Here is a 19,306-nt window from a genome sequence, read left to right on the forward strand (position 1 = left end):
CGCAGGTGGCCGATCACAACACCGAGATTGATTTCATCCCCGTGAAGGCGGAGGACATCATCGGCGACCGGCGCGCCCTGTATGATGCCTTCGTGAAGAGCATCCCGCTCGCGGTCGGCGCCACGGTGGTGGTGCTGGTGGGCCTCTACCTGTTCTGGGGCTGAGGCCCGCATCAGGCGGGGCCGCGCCTCGGCGCGGCGCCCGCCCGTCTGCTGGTTACGGCGCGATCTCGTAGCCGGCGAAGAAATAGGCGATCTCGATCGCCGCGTTCTCGGCGCTGTCGCTTCCATGGACGCTGTTCGCTTCGATGCTCTCGGCGAACATCTTGCGGATCGTGCCCTCGGCGGCATTGGCCGGGTTGGTCGCGCCCATCAGGTCACGGTTCTTCGCCACGGCGTTCTCGCCTTCCAGCACCTGCACGACCACGGGGCCGGAGGTCATGAAGGACACGAGGTCCTTGAAGAACGGGCGCTCGCGATGGACGCCGTAGAAGGTCTCCGCCATTTCCTGCGTCATCCGCAGGCGCTTCTGCGCCACGACGCGCAGGCCGTTCTTCTCGAACACGGCGTTGACGGCGCCGGTCAGGTTGCGCCGCGTGGCGTCGGGCTTGATGATGCTGAAGGTGCGCTCGGTGGCCATGCCTATCGTCTCCTGGATTGGGATGGCCGGGGCTATGGCCGGGCGCGCGGCGCGGCGCAAGTCCTGACGCCGCCTCATGCGTTGAGCCTCCGTCCCACCAAAGGAGGCCCCGCATGGACGAGAGCAAGAAGACCCCGAAGGAGAAGCAGGGCTACATCCCCCGCCCACCCTCGGAGGAGGAGCTGCGCGAGGTGAGCGAGCAGCAGAAGCTCATCACCGATGAATGGGCGCCCGAGCCGCCCGCGAAGGACAAGCCCGCCTAGCCGGGAGTGCGCCGCCGCGGATAGAAGGGGCCGCCATGACCGTCCTCGCCATCCGTGATGTCACGCTCCGCATGATGGGGCGTCCCTTGCTCGAAGGGGCGTCCCTGCAGGTGGATATCGGCCGCAAGGTCGGGCTGGTCGGCCGCAACGGAGCCGGCAAGTCCACCCTGCTGCGCGCCATCCTCGGAGAGCAGCCCATCGATGCCGGCGAGATCCGTCTCGCCGCCCGCGCCCGGCTCGGCAACGTCGCGCAGGAAGCCCCGGCAGGGGACACGGCGCTGCTGGACATCGTCCTGGCCGCGGACACGGAGCGCGCCGCCCTGCTGGCGGAACTGGAAGCGGAGCCGGAGGCGTCCCGCGCCGCCGAGATCCACGAACGTTTGATCGCCATCGAGGCGGATTCGGCCCCTTCGCGCGCCGCCACCATCCTGTCCGGCCTGGGCTTCGATGCCGCCGCCCAGGACCGGCCTTCGCGCGAATTCTCCGGCGGGTGGCGCATGCGCGTCTCGCTGGCCCGCGCGCTCTTCACCCAGCCCGACCTGCTGCTGCTGGACGAGCCGACCAACCACCTCGATCTCGAGGCGGCGATGTGGCTTGAAACTTGGCTGCAGCGTTTCCCGGGCGCGGCGATCATCGTCAGCCATGACCGCGGGCTGCTCGATCGCTGTGTGGATTCCATCGCACACCTGGACCGGCAGCGCATCACCCTCTACCCCGGCAATTTCGAGAGCTTCGTGCGGGTGAAGGCGGAGCGGCAGGCGCAGCAGGCGGCGCAGAACGCTCGCATCGTCGCGCAGCGCGCCCACATGCAGGCCTTCGTGGACCGGTTCCGCGCCCAGGCCACCAAGGCGCGGCAGGCGCAGTCCCGCCTGAAGGCGTTGGAAAGGCTGCCCGCCGTGGAATCGCTGGTGGAGGATGTGCCCACCCGCTTCTCCTTCCCCGAGCCGGAGGCGCTGCCGCCGCCCGTCCTCACCATCCGGCGCGGGGCCGTGGGCTATGGCGGCGTGCCGGTGCTGCGCGGCCTGGACCTGCGCATCGACCAGGAGGACCGGATCGCGCTGCTGGGCGCGAATGGCAACGGCAAGTCCACCCTGGCCAAGCTGCTGGCCGGGCGGATGGAGCCGCTTTCCGGCGACATCCACCGCGACCGCCGGCTGCGCGTGGGCTTCTTTGCCCAGCATCAGGAGGACGACCTCGACCTCGACGGCACGCCGCTCTCCCACATGCAGGCGGCGCTACCCAAGGCGACCGAGACGCAGTGCCGCTCGCAGCTGGCGCGGTTCGGGCTGGATGCCGACCGCGCGGACACGCGCGTGCGCTCGCTCTCGGGCGGGGAGAAGGCGCGGCTGCTCTTGTCGCTCTGCACGCGCGAGGCGCCGCAGATGCTCATCCTCGACGAGCCGACCAACCACCTCGACATCGACGCGCGCGACGCGCTGGTGAAGGCGCTCGCCGATTACGAGGGCGCGGTGATCCTGATCTCGCACGACCCGCATCTGGTCGGGCTGGTGGCGGACCGGCTCTGGCTGGTGGCCGATGGGGCGGTGCAGCCCTTCGAGGGCGACCTGGATGATTACCGCGTCCACCTGGCCGAGCGCGCCCGTGCCGCCCGCGCGGCATCCGAGCCCGAGGCGGCGCCCGGCCCGCGCGTCGAGGATCGCCGCGCCCGCGCCGAGAGCCGTGCCGCCGCCGCGCCGCTGCGCCAGCGCCTGAAGACGGTGGAGGCGCAGATGGCGAAGCTGGCGGAGGAGGCGCGCACCATCGATGCCGCCCTGTCCGACCCGCGCCTCTACGAGCGCTCCAAGCCCGACCTGATCGCCCGCGCCACGGCGCGGCGCGCCGCCATCGCCAAGGAGGTCGAAGGGCTGGAGATGGAGTGGCTGGAGCTGAGCGAGGCGCTGGAGACGGCCTGAGGAGTCAGGCGCCCGGACGCTCCAGCAGCAGCACTGCGTCGAGATTGGGTGCGCCGGACCAGTCGAACACCTCGTGCTCCAGCACGGAAAGCCCGAGCCGGTCGGCGAGGTGGCGCACGATGTCCACGTGGCCGAAGTTCCGCCAGTGCGTGTTCTGGTGATAGTGGCCGCCCGGATTGCTCATGTTGTTGGAGACATGCAGCAGCGCCCGCCCGCCTGGCTGCAGGACGCGCCGCGTCTCGCGCAGGTAGTCCACGATGTCCAGCAGCTCGAAATGGACCATGGCGTCGTAGCAGTAGAGGGCGCTGAAGGTCCCGTCCGGGCAGTCGGGCAGGGAGTTGCCCGGCGTGACGAGGAAGCGGACATTGCGGTGCCCCGCGAAGCGGCGCCGGCAGGCCTCGATGTTGCTCCGGTTCACGTCCACGAGCGAAAGCATGCCGCACCGGTCGATGCACTGCGCGGCGTGGCGGCCGCGTCCACAGGCAAGTTCGATGACGTTGGAAAGGTCCAGCTTCTCGAAGCGCGGCCGGAAGACGAAGGAGGGTGTCCAGAACACCTCGGTGAAGCGTTCCGCCTCGTCGTAGTAGTCGGATTCAGCCCAGTCGGCCGCGATGCGGGTCCGGATGTCGTCCTGCTTTTCCGCCATCGCGCGTCCCTCGGCCGGTGCGGAAGCTTGTATCGGCGGGGGCAGGGGGCAGCAACCCGCCTCGCCCGGCGGCGCCGGCGCCGCTATGCTCGGCGGCGAGATCCGGGAGGAAGCAGATGATCCGCCGCCGTCACGTCCTTGCCCTGCCGCTTGCCGCGCCTGCCCTCGCGCTGGCTCAGGGCGGCGCGCCGCTGCGCCTGATCGTGCCGGCCCCGCCTGGCGGGTCCACCGACATCCTGGCCCGGCTGCTGACCGAGCGCGCAGGTGCGACGCTGGGCCAGGCGGTGGTGGTGGATAATCGCGGGGGTGCGGGTGGCATTATCGGAACGGAGGCAGCGTCGCGCGCCCCAGCGGATGGCAACACGGTGGTGCTGGGCCACAACCAGACCCATGCCAGCAACCAGTGGATGGCGCGCAACCTGCCCTACAACGTCACCGAAAGCTTCGCCCCGGTCGCGCGGCTGGCGACGGTGCATCACGCCACCGTGGTGCCGGCGAACTCCCCGGCGCGCGACATGGCCGGGCTGGTGGCGATGGGGCGCGACGGGCGGCGCGTCACCTACGCCTCCTCGCAGGCCGGCTCCGCCTCGCACGTCATCGCCGAGACCTTCGTGCGCCGGAACAACATGGACGCGACGCACGTGCCATATCGCGGCGGCGGCCCGGCCACGCAGGACACAGTGGCGGGGGTGGTGAACTTCTACGTCTCGACCTGGCCGGGCGTGGTGAACCTCGTGCGCGACAACCGGCTGCGCGCCCTGTCCATCGGCGCGCCCGCGCGGATCGAGGGCTTCCCGGACCTGCCCACCGCCGCCGAGGCGGGAATGCCCTACATGGCGGTGGATGCGTGGTTCGGCCTCTTCGCGCCCGCCGGCACGGAGCCCGCGCGGGTGACGCGGCTCGCCGAGGCCTTCCTGGGCGCACTGAACGCCGGGGACATGGCGCCGCGCCTCGCCCAGGCGGGGCTGAACCCGGCGCCGCTGGCCCCCGCGCCCTTCGCCGCCTTTCAGCGCGCAGAGGTGGAGCGCTGGCGCGAGATGGCCCAGATCACCGGCATCATGATGGAGAGCTGACCAGCCCCCTCAGCCACGCCTCGACCTGGCGCGCCTGCCCGATCGGCCCGGGCAGCGCGTCCAGCGCGGCAGTCGCGCGCGCCGCCTGCGCCTCCCGCGCCGCCGCGTCGTCCAGCAGCCCGGCCAGGGCGCGGGCGATGTGCTCGGGGGCCGGCTCCACCCGGCGGCACAGCGCGTCCTCGCGCGGGGCGAGGGGCGAGAGCGCATCCACCACCGGCAGGCCACAGGCCACCATCTCGAACCCCGCCTCGTCCATTCCGTCCGGCGCGAAGCACAGCCCCACCGTGGCGGCGCTGTAGAGCAGGGCGCGGGCCATGCGATCGGGCCAAGCCTTCTCCTCCGAAAGCCCGGCGGGCAGGGCGCGCACGGGGCGGCGCGGCGGCGGGTCTTCCGGCTTGCGCGGCTTCGGTGCTGGAATGCCGGCGACCACGATCTCCACGCCCGGCACCATGGCGCGCAGCTGCTCCAGCGCCGCGATGCCGAGCTCGTGGCAGCGCAACGGGTCGTCGGAATCGGTGCGGAAGGCGACGAGGCGCGCCGCGCGGCCGGTTTCCGGGCGCGGGTGGAACAGGGTGCGGTCCGGCGCCGGGTCGAAGCGCGCCGCGCCCAGCCGCTCCGCCAGCACCGCGCCACGGGCGATGCGCGGCAGGGGGAGGGATAACGCCGCCTCGGCTGCCAGGCGTCGCGCGCCGAGCGGCTCGCGCGCAGCCTCGTCCACCTGGATCAGCCGCGCGGCGCGGCCGCCCGTCTGCGCCTCCAGCGGCCGCAGCCGGGGCAGGCTGGGGCCATCCGTGGCCAGCAGCAGGTCGGGCGCGAGGCCGGCGGGGTTCGCGGCGACCGGCAAGGTGGAGTCCGCCTCGCCGCCTAGTGGGATGTCCAGCGCCACGCGGTGGCCAAGCAGGGACAGCGCCTCGCCCAGGCGCAACGCTTCTGCTGCCTCGGCCTTGCCGGATGGAGGAAGGAGGCACAGGGAAAGCGGGCGCGGCGCGGTGGCGAGGAGGTCGGCCTTCGCCGCTTCCCAGGCCTCGCCGGCGCGCGCATCGGCGAATTGCCGCAAGGCGCGTTCGCGGGCCGCCGCGCCGATCTGGCGGCGCAATTCCGGCTCGGCGATCAGCCGGTCCAGGGCGCGGGTCCAGTCGGCCTCGCTCGCGGCCAGGAAGCCGTCAACCCCGTCGGTGATGGCGGCGGCGTAGGGGGCGGTCGGGCTGGCGGCCGAGGGGACGCCGAACAGCCCGGCCTCGAACACCTTCAGCTCGCTCTTCGCCTCGCAGAACCGCGCGCCGTGCTCCAGCGGCGCGAAGTTCACGTCCACCTGCGCGTAGAGCTCCAGCATCAGCGGATGCGGCAGCAGCGGGGCGCGGGTGATGCGCCCCGCGAACTCATCCCATTCGGGCCCGAGCCGCAGCGCCCCCGCGACGAGGAGGCGCGTCTGCGGGTGGCGGCGCATCGCCTCCAGCACCGCGCGCTCCATCTGGGCGAAGTCGCCGCGATGGGTCCAGGTGCCGCTGAAATAGCCGAGCCGCACGATGCCTGCTTCGTCGTGGCGCGGCGTGCGGCGGGCGATGTGGCGCTCGAAGGCGCCATGGGTGTTGGGGACGATTCGCGCCGGGCGGGCCAGCGCCTCCGCCGCTTCGGCGATGGCGGCGGTCGAGCCGGTGACGGCATCGGCGGCCAGCAGCGCCTCGCGATACAGGCGCAGCCCGACCATCGCGCCCTCGCGCTCCTGCCGGTCCATCTCGGCGAGGGAGCGCATCTCGTGCGCCAGGGCGGGGTCGAAGGTGAGGTCGTCCACGTCGAACACCACGCGGGCGCCGAGGCGACGCGCGGCGCGCAGCCCGGATTCCAGGCGCTCGCCCAGCGGCGCGCGGAAGGCGACCATCGTGGCGAGCGAGCCGCAATGCGCGGCGAGGCGGTCGCCCTCATGCGGCAGGAAGGTTTCGGCGCGCAGGCCGCGCTCCTCCAGCGCCTCCACCAGGTTCAGTACGCGGTAGCGCAGGGACTCGCCTTCCGGGGCGCCGACCAGGAAAGCCACGTCCACCGCCGGCCGAGCCGCTTCCCGGCGCGGGGCGATGCGGCGGGAGGGCATCGCAGCCAGCCCGCAGAGCCGGAGGAAGGCGAGCCCGGCCGGGGCGCGGCGCGGCGCCGCATTCGCCTCGAAGATCGCGGCCAGCACGGCGGCGAGGTCGCGCGCGTCCGGGGAGGCGGCTTCGAACAGGGCCAGCAGGACCGGGCGGATGGCGCGGCGCCACGGGCCTTCGCGCAGCGACAGCAACTCGCGCGAAGCCTGCAGCGCGGCGGCCAGGGCTTCGTTCCATTGGCCCGCCGCAGCGGCCTCGGCCGACCAGGCGAGGAGGAGGAGGCGCCGCATCCTCGGCGTAGGCGGCATGGGTTTGCCCTCGCGCTGGCCGGGCGGCGCCTGCTGCCACGCCTCCAGGCAGAGCGTGCGCAACGCCCCGGCCCCCGGCGCGCGGTTGCCGAGCAGGAAGGGGGCAAGGCGGACCCACCAGCGCAGATCGGAGAGGCGCGATCGCCCGCCGGACTCCGCCGTGTGCAGCCGGTCCAGCAGCGGCGCGAGGCGGCCGAGCCACGCCTCGGCGGTGCGCGGACCATCCTCCAGCGCCAGGGCGAGAAAGAAGGCGGCGCGGGCCAGAAGGCGTTCCCGCCAGGGGTCGGCAGAAAGCTGCCCCGCTTCCAGCGCCGCGCAGGCGGCGTCCAGCGCCGTCGCAGCATGGGTCGCCAGCGCCTCGCCGAGCAGGCGCGCCACCCCGAGCATCAGCGCCTGCCGCGCCTCGCCCGCGCGGCCTTCGGCCAGTGCCACCTCGCCGCGCATCAGCAGCACGGCGTCGCCGTAGGGGTAGGTCCCGTCGGGCTCGGCGGGGGGCAGGGCGCGGGCCAGGGCGTCCTCAAAGGCGGCAGCCAGTTCCGAGCGGTCGGTGCGCCGCGCCTCGGGATGGGCGGCGAGGTGCGCGTCCTCGTCGAACAGCGCCGCCTCCCCCGCGAGGGTGGCGAGCAGCGCGCCATGGCTGGGCGAGGGCGCTTCCTCCTGCGCGGCGAGGAGCAAGCCGGGCGGGAGCGTCATCAGCGCCCGTCGCAGCGCGTCGGCCGTGATGCCGGAGGATGGATGGGGCGGGAGCTGCGCCAGCCCCTCGATCCGCAGCGCCAGGGGGCGCATGTCGTCGCGCAGGGGCAGGAGGGCGCGCAGCGTGGCCAAGAGCCGCTCCGGCGCGCAGCGTCGAAGGTCGAGCAGGAAACCCGCCCAGCTTCCGGGAACGAAGCGGGCGATGTCGCCGCGCTCGAGCCCGGTTTCCGCCGTGCCCAGCAACTCGCCCGCGACCCAGATCTCCACCGTGACGGGACGGGCCGGGTCCTGCGTGTCGAGCGCCCACCCTCCGACCTCGAAACCGGCCAGCGCGCCCATCCCGGCGCGGAAGCGCGGCGGCGCGTCGAGGCGTTCGAGCAGGAAATTCGCCGTCTCCAGCACCGGCGGGATGGGGTCGTCATTCATGCCTTGCGTTCCCAGCCGCGCGGGCCTTGCTGCCAGTAGGTGAGGCCGTGCCCGGCCTCCTTCGCGGCGCGCCAGCGGCGACGGGCCGCCTCCAGGGCCGCCGGGTCATTGCCGTCGAACAGGTCGAAGCCGCGCTCGTAATGGGCGAGATGCGCGGATTCCGCGCCTTCCACCAGGAACAGGTGACGCGCGCCGTTGGGTGGCGGCTGGTCCTCCGCCGTGAGGAAGATGGGCTGGTTCTCGGCCTCCTCCGTCCCGTGCGGAAGCCAGTCGGGCTCCGGGCAGGTCCAGAGCGCGTCGTCCAGTGCGCGTAGCCGCTCGGGGTCCGGGCAGAGCAGGAGCGCCCGGGCCGGGATCTCCAGCACGCGGCCCAGAAGGCGCGGCAGGGCCTGTTCCAGCGGCGAGCGTGTCAGGTGGTAGAAGCCGATCTCCGTCACCGGGAGTGGTTACCACCCCGGCCGGGATTCCGTCAGACCCTGTGCGGATCCTCGAAATGCCGCTCCACCAGCGCGTCCAGCAACCGGACGCCGAAGCCGGTGGGCTGGCCGCGTGCGGCGAGCCCCTCGTCATCCTCCGCGGTGTCCACGCCCGCGATGTCGAGATGCGCCCAGGGCAGGCTTCCGGCGAATTCGCGCAGAAAGGCGGCGGCATGGCAGGCATCGGGCAGGAGGCGCCCGCCCCAGGCGCCCGACCCGGCGGGGGCGCATTGCCGCAGGTCGGCAATCTCGGAGCGCAGATCGTCGCGATGCCGTTCGCCGATCGGCAACGGCCAGACCCGCTCGCCCACCGCCTCCCCGGCGGCGGCGACGGCGGCGGCCAGGGCGGGGTCGTTGCCGAACAGCCCCGCGCGCGCATGGCCAAGGGCGACGATGACGCTGCCGGTCAGGGTCGCAAGGTCGATCAAGGCGCGTGGCCGGTGGTTCCGTGCAGCGAGGTGCAGCGCGTCGGCGAGGACCAGGCGCCCTTCCGCGTCCGTGTCCAGAACCTCCACCGTGACGCCGGATGCCATGCGCAGCACGTCGCCGGGCCGGTAGGAGCGCGCGCCCGTCGCGTTCTCCGCGATGGCGAGCAGCGCGACGGCGGGGCAGGGGGAGCGGCGGCGGGCGAGGGCAAGCATCGCGCCCGCGCAGGCAGCGGCCCCCGCCATGTCGGCGCGCATCGTCTCCATGCCCGCCGCCGGCTTGATGGAGATGCCGCCCGTGTCGAAGCAGAGGCCCTTGCCGGCGAAGGCGACGGGCGGGGCGTCGAAGCTGCCCTTCCAGCCGATCTCGACGAGACGCGGCGGCTCCACCGCGCCGCCCCCCACCGCCAGCAGGCCGCCCGCGCCCAACGCCTTCAGCCGCACGGCATCGAGGACGCGGACGGAAAGCCCTTCCTTTTCCAGCGCCAGGAGGCGGCGTGTGAAGCCCTCGGGCGAAAGGCGGTTCGCCGGTTCGGCGACGCAGTCGCGGGCGAACTCCATCCCGGCCAGGGTCGCCTCGGCCCGCTCCCAGTCGAGGCTGCGCGGCGCATCGGCCACCACTTCCAGCCTGCGGTGTCCGGGCACGGATTTCAGGGAGAAGCGGTGCGCGCGGATCGCCGCACCCATGGCCAGGGCACGCGCCGCCCCGGCCGGGAAGTCGCGCGTGTCGAGGGCGAGGTGCCGCGCCTCCACCGGCGCGGCGGCAACGGCGCGCGCGCCCAACGCCTCGAAGTCGCGCGCGGATTCCGCTCCGGCGGCGCCGACGCGGGTCAGCCCCGCCTCGCCCCTCGTTTCGCCGCGCGACAGCGCGGAGTCGGGGAGGAGGCGGTGCGCCTCCTCGTCGGGGGCGCGGCGGAGTCGGATCACCCCTCGTGATGCTCGGCGACGAGGCGGTCCAGCAGGCGCACGCCGAAGGCCGTGGCGCCCTTGGGCACGGTGGCCGTGTCCTTGCTGCTCCACGCCGTGCCGGCGATGTCGAGATGGGCCCAGGGCTTGCCCTGCACGAAGCGCCCGATGAAATGCGCCGCGCTGATGGAGGAGCCGGGACGCCCGCCGACATTCTTCATGTCGGCGATCTCGGATTTCAGCTGCTTGTCGTAGCTCTCGCCCATCGGCATGCGCCAGCACTTCTCGCCCGTGGCTCGGCCTGCCGCCTCGATGCGCGCGGCGAGGTCGTCGTCATTGGCGAAGAGGCCTGCATGCTCGTGGCCCAGCGCGATGATGATGGCGCCGGTCAGCGTCGCGAGGTCCACGATGAATTGCGGGTCGAAGCGCTCGATCGCGTAGTGGATCACGTCGGCGAGGACGAGGCGCCCTTCCGCGTCGGTGTTGATCACCTCCACCGTCTGGCCGCTGGCCGTCGTCACCACGTCGCCGGGGCGTTGCGCGGTGGCGGAGGGCATGTTCTCCACCAGCCCGACCACGCCCACCACGTCGGCCTTGGCCTTGCGCCCGGCCAGCGCGGCCATCAGCCCGATCACGGCCCCGGCGCCGGCCATGTCCCACTTCATGTCCTCCATCCCCGCCGCCGGCTTGATGGAGATGCCGCCCGTGTCGAAGGTGACGCCCTTGCCGATGAAGCAGAGCGGCTTCTCGGGCTTGCGGCGGCCCGAGCCGTTCCAGCGCATCACCACGGTGCGCGCCTCGTTGGCCGAGCCCTGTGCGACGCCGAGAAGCGCGCCGAAGTTGAGCTTGCGCATCTCCTTCGGCCCCAGCACCTCCACCTGCACGCCCAAGCGCTCGAGTTCGCGGCAGCGATCGGCCAGCACGGCGGGGGTGAGGATGTTCGCCGGCTCCGCGACCAGTTCGCGGGCCAGGAACACGCCATCGGCGACGGCGCGCAGGGCGGGGAAGGCGGCCTTGGCAGCGCTGGCCTCGGCCGTGGCGAAGGAAAGCTTCGCGAGCTTGGGCTTGTCCTCCGGCTTTTCCGTCGTGCGGTAGCGGTCGAAGCGCCAGTCGCGCAGCAGGGCGCCCATCGCCATCTCCGCCACCTCGGCGCCCGAGAGCCCTTCCGTCGCGACGGTCGCCTCGCGCTCCATCCGCAGATGCGGGACGAGGCCGCCGCCCGCTTCCTCTGCCTTGAACGAGTCGCGCTTGCCGAGGCCGAGCAGGAGGACGCGGGTCAGCGACGGAACGGGCGCCCAGAGCAGGACGGACTGGCCCTTGCGGCCCTTGAACGCGGCAGCCTGCGCCGCGCGGGCAACGGCGCCGCCCGCCTGCTCGTCCAGCGCCTGCGCCATGGCGGGCAGCGGGGATTCCTCGAAGCAGGGCAGGACCAGCGCCCCGGAGCGGGGCAGCGTCGGCTTGGTGAAGGCGATGTCGGGCATGAAGGCTCCGGTTCCGCGAATGTGTGGGCGCGAGGATAGGCCGCCCCCCGCGTTGCGTCATGTGGGGCGGGGGGATAAGCCCGGGGGCATGGAACATCACCGCCTCCTCGACGCCATGGCCCGCCTCGCTCGGCAGGCCGGCGAGGCGATCATGGCAGTGCGGCGGGCCGGCTTCGCGGTGGAGCGCAAGTCCGACCAAAGCCCCGTCACCGCCGCCGACCGCCTGGCCGAGACGGTCATCACCGAAGGGTTGCTGGCCCTGACGCCCGATTGGCCCGTGGTGGCCGAGGAGGCCTGCGAGGCCTCGGACCCGCCGCCTCCGGCCCCGGTCTTCTGGCTCGTGGACCCGCTGGACGGCACGCGCGAATTCGCCGCCGGCCGCGACGAGTTCTGCGCCTGCATCGCGCTGGTGGAGGCCGGTGTCCCCTTGCTGGGCGTGCTGGCGGAACCCGCGCGGGGCCTCGTGCACGCCGGCGGGGCGGGGATCGGCGCCTGGACGGAGGACGAGGCCGGCCGCCGCACCCCCCTGCGCACCCGCCGCCCGCCGCCCGAGGGCGTGGTGGTGGTGCAGAGCCGCTCCCGCACCGACGAGGCGGCCGTGTCGGAGCATTGCGCGGGGATGAAGCTGGCGGGGGTGCTGAAGCTCGGCTCCGCGCTGAAGTTCGCGCGCCTCGCGGCCGGCGAGGCCGATCTGTCGCCCCGCCCGCGCGCCGCGATGATGGAATGGGACGTGGCCGCGGGCCAGGCGGTGCTGGAAGGGGCCGGGGGCGCCGTGCTCGACCTCCAGGGGCGGCCCCTTCGCTACGGCAAGCCCGGCTACCGGCAGGACGGATTCCTGGCCTTCGGCACGCGGCCGTGACACGGCTGCTGCAGGATCCGGAGGAAGCGGCGGCGCTGCTGCGCGCGGGCGAACTCGTCGCCTTCGCCACCGAGACGGTCTATGGGCTGGGCGGCGACGCGCGGAACGATCGCGCCGTCGCCGCGATCTTCGAGGCCAAGGGGCGGCCACATTTCAACCCACTGATCTGCCACTTTCCTGATGCCGGCGCGGCCTTCGCCGAGGTGCGCGGCGATTCGCGTGCCCAGGCCCTGGCCGCGGCCTTCTGGCCTGGGCCTTTGACCCTGGTCCTGCCGCGCCGGGTGGATTCGCGAGTCGCGCTGCTCGCCGGGGCCGGGCTGGACACGCTGGCAGTGCGGGTGCCGGCGCATCCCGTTGCGCTGGAGTTCGTGCGGGCCGCCGGGACGTCGGTCGCCGCGCCTTCCGCGAACCGCTCGGGCCGCGTTTCGCCGACCACCTCCGCGCATGTGCTGGACGAGCTGGGTGGGCGCATCGCCGCGGTGCTTGAAGGGGGCGAATGCACGGTCGGGCTGGAATCCACCGTACTGGACCTGTCGGCCGGCGGCGCGGCGCTGCTGCGCCCCGGCGGCATCCCGGCCGAGGCGATCGAGGCGGTAATCGGCCCGGTCGGGCGTCCGCTGAAGCCCGATGCCGGGCCCAGCCCGACCCTGCGCTCGCCGGGGCTGCTGCTGTCCCACTACGCGCCGGGCCTTCCGGTCCGGCTGGAGGCGCAGGAGGCGGGGCCGGACGAGGCGCTGCTCGCCTTCGGGCCAGCCTTGCAAGGCGCCGGGCTGAGCTTCCAGCTTTCGGAAAGCGGCGATTTGCGGGAGGCGGCTGCGCGCCTCTTCGCCGGGCTTCGCTTCCTGGATGCGGAAGGGTCGCGGCGCGGCCTGCTTCGCATTGCCGCGATGCCGGTGCCGGGGGATGGGCTGGCCGAAGCGATCCGCGATCGCCTCGCCCGCGCCGCCGCGCCTCGGTGACTCTGGCGCCGGGGCGGGTATAACCCATCCATGCCCCTGGATAGCCTTCCCCCGGATTTCGCTTCGATCCTCGGCCCGGCCGGCATCATCGCCGATCCGTCCGACATGGAGGCGTATCTGCGCGACTGGCGGGGGCTCTGGCGCGGCGAGGCGATGGCCGTGCTGCGCCCCGCCACGACGGAGGAGGTCGCCGCCTGCGTCCGCCTGTGCGCGCGGGACGGCATCGCCATCATCCCGCAGGGCGGCAACACCTCCATGGTGGGCGGGGCGACGCCGGAGGCGAAGCCGCGCCAGGTCGTGCTCAGCCTCGCGCGGATGAACCGCGTGCTGGAGGTGGACACGGCCGATATGACCATGACGGTCGAGGCCGGGCTGGTCCTGGCCCATGCCCAGCGCGCGGCCGAGGAGCACGGGGCGCTTTTCCCGCTTTCGCTCGGCGCCGAGGGCACGGCGATGATCGGCGGGCTGCTTTCCACGAATGCCGGGGGCAACACCACCGTGCGCTACGGCAATGCGCGCGAGCTGATGCTGGGGCTGGAGGTGGTCCTGCCCGACGGCTCGGTGGTGAACGGGCTGCGGCGGCTGCGCAAGGACAATACCGGCTACGCGCTGCGCCACCTGTTCGTGGGGGCGGAAGGGACGCTCGGCATCATCACCCGCGCCGTGCTGCGCATCTTTCCCGCGGCGCGCGAGACGGCCACCGCGCTCTGCGCCGTGCCGGACGAGGATGCGGCGCTGACCCTGTTCCGCCGGTTCCGCACCGCCGACGAGGGCGCGGTGCGCGCCTTCGAATACATGTCCGGCACCGGGATGGACCTCGTCACCCGCTACGTGGAGGGCGCGACCCTGCCGCTCTCCGAAAGGGCGGCCCATTACGCGCTGGTGGATCTTTCGGCCAGCCGGGAAAGGGCCGGGCTGCGCGCGCTGATGGAGGGCGTGCTGGAGGCGGCCATGGAAGCGGGCGAGGTGACGGACGCGGCGCTGGCCGAGTCCGAGGCGCAGCGCGCCGCGATCTGGCGCCTGCGCGAGGAGCATCCGGAGGCGCAGAAGCGCGCCGGCGCTTCCGTCAAGAACGACGTCTCCGTGCCCGTTTCCGCCGTGCCCACGCTGATCCGCGAGGCATCGGAGGCCTGCCGTGCGCTAATCCCCGGCGCACGCCCCGTGCCCTTCGGCCACATGGGCGACGGCAACATCCACATGAACCTGCAGCAGCCGGAATCCATGACGGCCGAGGATTTCCTCGCCCGCTCGCACGACATCATGGACACGGTGAACGAGGTGGTGCGCCGCCTGGGCGGTTCCTTCAGCGCCGAGCACGGGGTCGGGCGGCTCAAGACCGACATGATGGCCGGATGGCGCGGCGGCGCGGAGCTGGCGGCGATGCGCGCCATCAAGGCCGCGCTGGACCCCCTGGGCATCATGAATCCGGGCAAGGTGCTGCCCGGGGACGCATGACCGGGTGATGAGCCGCCTCGACACCTACATGATGCGCCAGCTCGGCGCCGCGCTGCTCGCCGTCACGGTGGGGCTGGCGGCGCTGGTCTGGCTGACGCAGTCCCTGCGCTTCATCGAACTGGTGCTCGACCGCGGCCTGTCGCTTTGGGTGTTCCTGGAGCTGACGGGGCTGCTACTGCCTTCCTTCTTTGGCGTCATCCTGCCCATCACCACCTTCGTCGTGACGCTGTTCACCTATGTCCGCCTCGCCAGCGACCGGGAGCTGGTGGTGATGCGCGCCGCCGGGCTGTCGAACTGGCAGCTGGCGCGGCCGGCGCTCGCCATCGGCACGGTGGCGACGATGCTCTGCTACGTGCTGAACCTCTGGCTCACGCCGGTTTCCGCGCGCGCCTTCCGCGAGTGGCAATTCGAGATCCGCAACCAGATGGCCGGGCTGCTGCTGCAGGAAGGCGTCTTCTCCGCGGTGGGCGAAGAATTGACCGTCTACGCCCGCTCCCGCGACGCGGATGGCACGCTGCGCGGAATCCTGGTGCACGACACGCGGGAACGCGGCGCGCCGGTGACGATCCTGGCGGAAAGCGGCCGCCTGACCCAGACGCCCGAGGGGCCGCGCGTGACGCTGTTCAACGGCCAGCGCCAGCAGCTGGAGCGCGGCGGGCAGCCGGACGCGAACGCGGTGCCGCGGCTTTCCGTGCTGTCCTTCCAGGAGAACAGCCTGGACCTTGCCCGGGCGAGCCGGGGAACGGAGGCGAGCCGCTTCCGCAATGCCCAGGAACGCACGCTGGAGGAGCTGTTCCACCCCGAGCCGGAGATCTCGGTGCGCGACCGCCGCCGCTTCCTGGCGGAGGCGCATCAGCGCCTCGCGGGTCCGCTCACCGCGCTGAGCTTCGCCATGCTGGCGCTCGCTGTGGCGCTGACGGCGGGGTTCCGTCGCCATGGCGGGACCGGGCCACTCGCCATCGGGGCGCTGGTCATGGTCGGGCTGCTGGCGCTGGGCCTCGGCATCGGTTCCATGGCGGCGCGGCAGCCGAAGCTCATCTTCCTGATCTGGCTGCATGCGCTGCTGCCGGGCATCATCTCCGCCTGGGTGGTGGGCGGCATGCCCGGGCTGACGGAACGGCTGCGGGGCTGGGCGCGATGATCCTGGCGCCGACCCTCACCCTCTATGTCGCCCGGCGCTTCCTGGGCACGGCGACGCTGATGCTCGTGGCGCTGACGCTGCTCGTCTCGATGTTCGACTTCATCGAGCTGCTGCGTCGCGCCTCCACGCGTCCCGATGCGACCTTCGGCCTTGTCGCCGGCATCGCGGGGCTGCGCGTGCCCTTCGTCGCCATGCAGATCCTGCCCTTCGCCATCCTGCTCGGCGGCATCGTCGCCTTCTGGCGCCTTGCGCGCGCTTCCGAACTGATCGTGGCGCGTGCGGCCGGCGTCTCGGCCTGGGGTTTCCTGGCCGGGCCGGTCGTGGTGGCGCTCACCTTCGGCCTCGTGTCCATCACGGCCATCTCGCCGCTTTCCTCGGCCATGCTGGCGCGGGCCGAGCGGCTGGACGCCACCTTCCTGCGCGCCGGCGGCGGGGTGACCGCGCTGGCAGGCGGGCGGCTCTGGCTGCGCCAGTCGGACCGGGGGATCGATCCGAACGGCATCGCCATCGTGTCCGGCCGCCCGGCGCGCCTCCTCGCCTCGGCGCGCGCGGAGTTCGTGCTGACCGAAGTGACGATTTGGCGGCTTTCCGCGACGGACCGCGCGCTGGAGCGCGTCGAGGCGCCGCATGCGCGGCTGTTGCCCAATACCTGGGTGCTGGACGAGGCGGTCGTGTTCGGCGCCGACCGGCAGCCCCGCGCCGCCGGCACGATGGCGCTGCCCACCGACCTGACGCCCGACCGCATCGAGGACAGCTTCGCCTCGCCCGACACGCTTTCCTTCTGGGCGCTGCCAGGCTTCATCGCGGTGCTGGAGGCGGCCGGGTTCTCGGCCCTGCGGCACCGGCTGCAGTTCCAGTCCATGCTGAGCGCGCCCGTCCTGGCCATCGCCATGGCGCTGCTGGCCGCCGCGTTTTCCATGCGGCACTCGCGCCGCGGCGGCGTTGCGCGCATGATAGGCGCCGGTGTGGCCGCGGGCTTCGCGCTTTTCGTGCTCGACCGTGTCACCGGCGAGTTCGGCGAGAGCGGCGCCTTGCCGGTGGCGATCGCCGCCTGGGTACCGGCCGTGGCCGGATTGCTGACTTCCGCAGCGTTGCTTGTTTATCAGGAGGACGGATAATGGCCGCCCCGCCCCCCTTCCAGCCGCGGCTCGCCCGCGGCGGGCTTCCCACCCATCGCGACCGAAGCCGCCATTCCCTGCTGAGCGGCGCGGCGGGCATCGCGCTTGCCATCGCCTCGGGTGCCGCCTTCGCGCAGGGCTCGGTGGTGAACCTCGCGCCGTCGGCCGAAGGGCTGGCGAGCGTGCCGGGACCGACGCTGCGCGACCTGCCGGCCCTGCCACCTGCCGCGCCCTCCACGCCGCGCACCGAGGCTCAGCCCTCCGGCGGCGACCAGCCCGTCACCTTCACGGCCGAGGAGGTGGAGTACGACCGCGAGCGCGGCATCGTCACCGCACGCGGCAACGTCGAGGCGTGGCAGGGCGAGCGCTTCCTCCGCGCGCAGGAGTTCATCTACGCCCGCGAGACGGGCGTCGCGATCCTGCGCGGCCAGGTACAGATCATCGAGGCGGACGGCACCGTTCTCTACGCCGAGGAAGTGGAGCTGACCGAGGGCTTCCGCGACGGCGTGCTGCGCGAGGTGCGGGCCCGGCTTGCGCAGAATGCGCGCATGGCCGCGAATGGGGCGCGGCGGAGCGGCGGCACGGTCACCGATCTTGCGCGCGTCGTGTATTCCTCCTGCAACCTGTGCGCCGAGGACCCGCAGCGCCCGCCGCTGTGGCAGATGCGCGCGCGCCTCGCCACCCAGGACCGGGAGGCGCAGCGCATCTCCTACCGCGACGCCACGATCCAGATCGGCGGCGTGCCGGTGCTCTACACGCCCTTTTTCTCGCACCCCGATCCGCAGACGCCGCGAGCCTCGGGCTTCCTGTTCCCGACGCTGGGCTACACGCGATTCCTCGGCGCCTTCACCGAGGTCCCGTATTTCTGGGCGATCGACGACACGCAGGACCTTTTGGTGACGCCAATCATCGCGCAGAAGGTCCTGCCCAATCTCGGTCTCGAATACCGTCGCCGCTTCAACAATGGCGAGCTGCAGGTCCAGGGCTCGATCGGCTATTTCGACGGCAATGACGCCGAGCGGCTTTCGGCCGGGGTCCGCACCAGTTCCGAGCTGTCGGGGCACATCTTCGCCCGCGGCCGCGTCGCCCTGAACGAGAACTGGCGCGCGGGCTTCAACCTGAACCGCGCCTCCTCCGAGCAGTATCTGCGCACCTATCGCTTCGACATCCGCCGCTTCCTGGTGAGCGACGTGTATGCGGAGGGATTCTGGGGCACCGAAGCCTATGCGCGGGTGGATCTGCGCGCCTATCAGGGGCTGCGCTCCACCGACAACCTCAGCCAAACGCCCTATGTGACGCCCAATGCCTTCTATGAGTGGGCGCCGGGCCGGAAGATCCTAGGCGGCTACCTGACGGTGGATTCCGGCCTGCTCGGCCTCACCCGTCCGGTCGGTGCGTGGAGCCAGCGCGTCACGGCGCGGGCCCGGTGGGAGCGTCCCTTCCACGACGCGGCGGGCGGCATCTGGACCGTCCGCGCGCAGGGCGACCTCCGCGGCGTGGTGGCGCGGGGACAGGAGAAGCTGACCGTCTCCCAGCCGGCGGCCAATGGCGAGCATGTGGCGGGCAATTTCCGCCTCGCCGTGGATTGGCGCATGCCGCTGGTCCGCGACGCCGGCGCCTGGGGCAGCCAGCTGATCGAGCCGCGCATCCAGGTCGTGACCGGTCCCTCGACCGGCCGGCAGACCATGTTCCCCAACGAGGACGCGGTCGATTTCGAGTTCAACGACGCCAACCTGTTCCAGCTGGACCGCTTCGCCGGCCGCGACCGGTTCGAGGGCGGCACGCGGGTGGACGCGGCGCTGCGCGGCGCCTGGCGGTTCCCCAATGGCGGGCGGGTCGAAGGCGTCGTCGGCCGCTCCTACCGCATGTCGGACGAGGCGATCTTCCCGCGCAACACCGGGCTGGAGCGCCGCTGGTCCGATTATGTGGCGCGGGTCGGCGTCTCCCCCGTGTCGTGGCTGGACCTGACGGGCCGGACCCGGCTGGACAGCGAGTCGGGCCAGCATCGCCAGAGCGAGGCTGTCGCGCGGCTTTCCCTCGGCCGGGTGGGGCCGGTGGAAGGGCTCTCCTTCACCGCGGGCTACCTTTACGCCCCGGCCCTGCCGTTCCTGTCCGGCGACCAGGGGCGGAACGAGGTGTCCTTCGGCGTGGGCGGCCAGGTCCGATCCGCGGCGGGCGGGGTGTGGCGCCTGAACGCCAGCGTTCGCTACGACGTGCGCCGCCAGGAGCCGGTCGCTGTCATCGCCTCGGGCGGCTACGAGGACGAGTGCTTCATCGTCGAAGGCCGCCTCCTGCGCCGCTTCGCCAGCGATCCGATCACCAACCGGGAGTATCTGGGCAACACCGTCTTCCTCGTGCGGGTCGGCTTCAAGACCGTGGGCGACTACTTCCTGCGGGCGATTTGAGCGGGCAGGGCCAACCCTGCCAGGGCAGGCAGTTCCGGTTTG

General features: G+C 72.7%; 16 protein-coding genes. 10 read left to right on the top strand and 6 right to left on the bottom strand.

Annotation, left to right across the window (positions count from 1 at the left end; all coding sequences use genetic code 11):
* Positions 1-5 precede the first annotated feature (5 nt).
* Positions 6-164: a preprotein translocase subunit SecE gene (locus tag OF850_RS00550; RefSeq protein ID WP_301587715.1), complete on the top strand. Its 159-nt coding sequence runs from the start codon at positions 6-8 to the stop codon at positions 162-164.
* 52 nt (positions 165-216) lie between these two features.
* On the opposite strand, the gene ndk is transcribed toward OF850_RS00550, so the two are convergent.
* Positions 217-639: a nucleoside-diphosphate kinase gene (ndk, locus tag OF850_RS00555; protein WP_301587716.1), complete on the bottom strand. Its 423-nt coding sequence runs from the start codon at positions 637-639 to the stop codon at positions 217-219.
* Between the two features lie 113 nt (positions 640-752).
* Between ndk and OF850_RS00560 the strand changes: the two genes are divergently transcribed.
* Together OF850_RS00560 and OF850_RS00565 are read left to right on the top strand one after the other, a co-directional pair.
* A complete protein-coding gene (locus OF850_RS00560; protein WP_301587717.1) occupies positions 753-902 on the top strand; it encodes a hypothetical protein in 150 nt (49 codons plus the stop codon).
* 35 nt (positions 903-937) lie between these two features.
* Positions 938-2,815: an ABC-F family ATP-binding cassette domain-containing protein gene (locus tag OF850_RS00565; protein WP_301587718.1), complete on the top strand. Its 1,878-nt coding sequence runs from the start codon at positions 938-940 to the stop codon at positions 2,813-2,815.
* A 4-nt stretch (positions 2,816-2,819) separates the two neighbouring features.
* Here the strand turns inward: OF850_RS00565 and OF850_RS00570 are convergent, their stop codons facing one another.
* Positions 2,820-3,461: a class I SAM-dependent methyltransferase gene (locus tag OF850_RS00570; protein ID WP_301587719.1), complete on the bottom strand. Its 642-nt coding sequence runs from the start codon at positions 3,459-3,461 to the stop codon at positions 2,820-2,822.
* Between the two features lie 116 nt (positions 3,462-3,577).
* Here OF850_RS00570 and OF850_RS00575 point away from each other — a divergent pair, with 116 nt between their 5' ends.
* Positions 3,578-4,534 carry a Bug family tripartite tricarboxylate transporter substrate binding protein gene (locus OF850_RS00575; RefSeq protein WP_301587720.1) on the top strand — a complete coding sequence of 319 codons (957 nt, stop codon included), beginning with the start codon at positions 3,578-3,580 and terminating at the stop codon, positions 4,532-4,534.
* Here the strand turns inward: OF850_RS00575 and OF850_RS00580 are convergent.
* The 4 genes from OF850_RS00580 to OF850_RS00595 are packed head-to-tail and all read right to left on the bottom strand — an operon-like array spanning position 4,518 to position 11,327.
* Entirely contained in the window at positions 4,518-8,039 is a 3,522-nt protein-coding gene (locus OF850_RS00580) for a glycosyltransferase family protein (RefSeq protein ID WP_301587721.1), read from the bottom strand. The two genes, OF850_RS00575 and OF850_RS00580, sit on opposite strands and share 17 nt — an antisense overlap.
* Positions 8,036-8,476, bottom strand: coding sequence for a DNA polymerase III subunit chi (locus OF850_RS00585; protein WP_301587722.1), 441 nt, complete (start codon positions 8,474-8,476; stop codon positions 8,036-8,038). Before OF850_RS00585 ends, OF850_RS00580 begins: the two co-directional genes overlap by 4 nt.
* Positions 8,477-8,508: 32 nt before the next feature.
* Positions 8,509-9,867 carry a leucyl aminopeptidase family protein gene (locus OF850_RS00590; protein ID WP_301587723.1) on the bottom strand — a complete coding sequence of 453 codons (1,359 nt, stop codon included), beginning with the start codon at positions 9,865-9,867 and terminating at the stop codon, positions 8,509-8,511.
* Entirely contained in the window at positions 9,864-11,327 is a 1,464-nt protein-coding gene (locus OF850_RS00595) for a leucyl aminopeptidase (protein ID WP_301587724.1), read from the bottom strand. The genes OF850_RS00590 and OF850_RS00595 overlap by 4 nt, the downstream gene beginning before the upstream one ends.
* Positions 11,328-11,415: 88 nt before the next feature.
* Here OF850_RS00595 and OF850_RS00600 point away from each other — a divergent pair, with 88 nt between their 5' ends.
* Genes OF850_RS00600 through OF850_RS00625 form a run of 6 tightly spaced genes read left to right on the top strand, consistent with a single transcriptional unit; the run spans position 11,416 to position 19,264 of the window.
* Positions 11,416-12,186: a 3'(2'),5'-bisphosphate nucleotidase CysQ family protein gene (locus OF850_RS00600; protein WP_301587725.1), complete on the top strand. Its 771-nt coding sequence runs from the start codon at positions 11,416-11,418 to the stop codon at positions 12,184-12,186.
* Complete coding sequence (locus OF850_RS00605) at positions 12,183-13,145, top strand: L-threonylcarbamoyladenylate synthase (protein WP_301587726.1); 963 nt, start codon at positions 12,183-12,185, stop codon at positions 13,143-13,145. Before OF850_RS00600 ends, OF850_RS00605 begins: the two co-directional genes overlap by 4 nt.
* 30 nt (positions 13,146-13,175) lie before the next feature.
* Complete coding sequence (locus OF850_RS00610) at positions 13,176-14,600, top strand: FAD-binding oxidoreductase (RefSeq protein WP_301587727.1); 1,425 nt, start codon at positions 13,176-13,178, stop codon at positions 14,598-14,600.
* 7 nt (positions 14,601-14,607) lie between these two features.
* Positions 14,608-15,741, top strand: a complete 1,134-nt coding sequence (lptF, locus tag OF850_RS00615) for an LPS export ABC transporter permease LptF (protein WP_301587728.1) — start codon at positions 14,608-14,610, stop codon at positions 15,739-15,741.
* Positions 15,738-16,859 (top strand): LPS export ABC transporter permease LptG, encoded by a 1,122-nt coding sequence (lptG, locus tag OF850_RS00620; protein ID WP_301587729.1) that lies wholly within the window; start codon positions 15,738-15,740, stop codon positions 16,857-16,859. The genes lptF and lptG overlap by 4 nt, the downstream gene beginning before the upstream one ends.
* Positions 16,859-19,264, top strand: a complete 2,406-nt coding sequence (locus tag OF850_RS00625; protein WP_301587730.1) for an LPS-assembly protein LptD — start codon at positions 16,859-16,861, stop codon at positions 19,262-19,264. The genes lptG and OF850_RS00625 overlap by 1 nt, the downstream gene beginning before the upstream one ends.
* The last annotated feature ends 42 nt before the right edge of the window (positions 19,265-19,306 follow it).

The sequence above is a fragment of the Sabulicella glaciei genome (genome assembly GCF_026183895.1).
GTDB classification, from domain to species: Bacteria; Pseudomonadota; Alphaproteobacteria; order Acetobacterales; family Acetobacteraceae; genus Roseococcus; species Roseococcus glaciei.

Excerpts from the sequence above, each read along its gene's own strand:
- ndk (WP_301587716.1), bottom strand. The coding sequence starts at position 639 with ATGGCCACCGAGCGCACCTTCAGCATCATCAAGCCCGACGCCACGCGG.
- OF850_RS00560 (WP_301587717.1), top strand. The coding sequence starts at position 753 with ATGGACGAGAGCAAGAAGACCCCGAAGGAGAAGCAGGGCTACATCCCC.
- OF850_RS00565 (WP_301587718.1), top strand. The coding sequence starts at position 938 with ATGACCGTCCTCGCCATCCGTGATGTCACGCTCCGCATGATGGGGCGT.
- OF850_RS00570 (WP_301587719.1), bottom strand. The coding sequence starts at position 3,461 with ATGGCGGAAAAGCAGGACGACATCCGGACCCGCATCGCGGCCGACTGG.
- OF850_RS00575 (WP_301587720.1), top strand. The coding sequence starts at position 3,578 with ATGATCCGCCGCCGTCACGTCCTTGCCCTGCCGCTTGCCGCGCCTGCC.
- OF850_RS00580 (WP_301587721.1), bottom strand. The coding sequence starts at position 8,039 with ATGAATGACGACCCCATCCCGCCGGTGCTGGAGACGGCGAATTTCCTG.
- OF850_RS00595 (WP_301587724.1), bottom strand. The coding sequence starts at position 11,327 with ATGCCCGACATCGCCTTCACCAAGCCGACGCTGCCCCGCTCCGGGGCG.
- OF850_RS00600 (WP_301587725.1), top strand. The coding sequence starts at position 11,416 with ATGGAACATCACCGCCTCCTCGACGCCATGGCCCGCCTCGCTCGGCAG.
- OF850_RS00610 (WP_301587727.1), top strand. The coding sequence starts at position 13,176 with ATGCCCCTGGATAGCCTTCCCCCGGATTTCGCTTCGATCCTCGGCCCG.
- lptF (WP_301587728.1), top strand. The coding sequence starts at position 14,608 with ATGAGCCGCCTCGACACCTACATGATGCGCCAGCTCGGCGCCGCGCTG.
- lptG (WP_301587729.1), top strand. The coding sequence starts at position 15,738 with ATGATCCTGGCGCCGACCCTCACCCTCTATGTCGCCCGGCGCTTCCTG.
- OF850_RS00625 (WP_301587730.1), top strand. The coding sequence starts at position 16,859 with ATGGCCGCCCCGCCCCCCTTCCAGCCGCGGCTCGCCCGCGGCGGGCTT.